The sequence below is a fragment of the Phocaeicola sp. RTP21198st1_B8_RTP21198_201120 genome (genome assembly GCF_040929485.1).
GTDB classification, from domain to species: domain Bacteria; phylum Bacteroidota; class Bacteroidia; order Bacteroidales; family Bacteroidaceae; genus Phocaeicola; species Phocaeicola dorei.
Genome location: NZ_JBCOCI010000398.1, coordinates 1 through 1,260, shown reverse-complemented (window position 1 = coordinate 1,260; position 1,260 = coordinate 1). Strand labels below are relative to the sequence as shown.

Here is a 1,260-nt window from a genome sequence, read left to right as displayed (position 1 = left end):
GATTATTACAATCTGAAAAATGAATATGCAACTACCCCACAGGTGACATTTCATCTCGGATTGCGCTATTATTTCAACCATGGAATTTATGCGGAAGTACAGGGTAGTTATACGCACGGTTTCAACCTGCAATATATAGATGGTTCGAACCGTTGGAACGAGACTATCAAATTAGGATATACTTTTTGAAAACAATGAATATATATAAACTAAATTATTAAGCAATGAAAAAGAGTTTGACATTTATCTTCGCAGCAGCGCTTTTGGTATCTTGCCAACAGGAAGAGAACGAAGCTACGACTCCTGCAAACAGTCGCATTACTATCTCTCCTATTATTACACGTGCTACGGAAGTTAACTTTGAGACCGGAGATAAAATCGGTGTTACAATCACCCAAAACGGTGACTTCGTATATGCAGAGAATAAACAGATGACATACAATGACGGAGTATTTGCAGGCGATTTACTCTGGTACCCGGAAGGAAATGACAAATCGCAAATAGTAGCCTATTATCCCTATAAAGAGGGTAATACTCCGGCTTCATTTACTGTTGAAACCGATCAGACTAGTGGATATGGAGCGTCAGATTTTATGGCAGCAAAGAAATCGGATGTACTTCCGACTACCAACGTTATAAGCATGAACTTCAAACACATGTTTACTAAATTAGTGATTAATGTAACAAAGGAAGTAGAAGCTAACATCTCGTCTATCGCATTGAAAGGTTCCATCCCGACTGCAACTCTTGATTTGAGTGCTCTCACAGTGACTGCTGATGCAAACGCCTCCGCAACAAGCATTGTTGCACAAGCCGTTAAAGCGAATGAGACATACCGCGCCATTATCGTTCCCCAAACAGTAGCCTTGACGCTTGAAGTAGCAACATCTGACGGCAAGACCTTGTCACAGAAGCTCACATCTACCACTTTGGCACAAGGAGGACAATACAGTGTGAACATTCGCGTGTTACCTGACGATATAGAAGTCAAACTTAGTGGTGACATTGAAAACTGGACAGATGAGGGTGAAATTGGAGCTGATAATGAGATTCCTTTCGAGGAACATCTCGATCAGAACTATTTCCTGTATGATAATGTAAAATATAAGACTGTAACTCTCTCAAACGGTACGACATGGATGGCTGAACCGCTTATTTATTTACCGAAAGGGTATACTCCTTCAAGTGATCCAACTGCTGATAGCCATGTTTGGTATCCGTATGAAATCACAGCCGACGGTGCAACCGTAGCTACAACAA

Annotated in this window: 1 protein-coding gene and 1 pseudogene; both read left to right on the top strand. The window is 41.0% G+C overall.

All coding sequences use genetic code 11. The annotated features are described in order from the left end of the window. Positions 1–189, top strand: a pseudogene (locus AB5935_RS26695) (hypothetical protein); the annotation flags it as partial. A gap of 35 nt (positions 190–224) precedes the next feature. After that, positions 225–1,260: fimbrillin family protein (locus AB5935_RS26690; protein WP_368327944.1), on the top strand; the 1,036-nt coding region annotated here is incomplete at its 3' end.